The sequence below is a fragment of the Escherichia sp. KCJ4928 genome, from assembly GCF_004352695.1.
Lineage (GTDB): Bacteria > Pseudomonadota > Gammaproteobacteria > Enterobacterales > Enterobacteriaceae > ECMA0423.
On the sequence record NZ_SJWV01000605.1, the window covers coordinates 1 to 464 of the forward strand.

Here is a 464-nt window from a genome sequence, read left to right on the forward strand (position 1 = left end):
TGAGCAACCGGGAGCGCGAAATAGACCATCTGCAGGCGCAGCTGGATAAACTCCGCCGGATGAACTTCGGCAGTCGTTCCGAAAAAGTCTCCCGCCGTATCGCACAAATGGAAGCCGATCTGAACCGACTTCAGAAAGAGAGCGATACGCTGACTGGTAGGGTGTATGACCCGGCAGTACAGCGTCCGTTGCGTCAGACCCGCACCCGTAAGCCGTTCCCTGAATCACTACCCCGTGACGAAAAGCGATTGTTGCCTGCGGCGCCGTGCTGCCCGAACTGCGGCGGTTCACTGAGCTATCTGGGCGAGGATACCGCCGAACAGCTGGAGTTGATGCGTAGCGCCTTCCGGGTTATCCGGACGGTACGGGAAAAACATGCCTGTACTCAGTGCGATGCCATCGTGCAGGCACCTGCACCTTCGCGGCCCATCGAGCGGGGTATCGCCGGACCGGGGCTGCTGGCC

Annotated in this window: 1 protein-coding gene; it reads left to right on the plus strand. The window is 60.6% G+C overall.

The window, feature by feature from the left end:
- Nucleotides 1–464: IS66 family transposase zinc-finger binding domain-containing protein (locus tag E0D98_RS25820; RefSeq protein ID WP_205713041.1), on the plus strand; the 464-nt coding region annotated here is incomplete at both ends.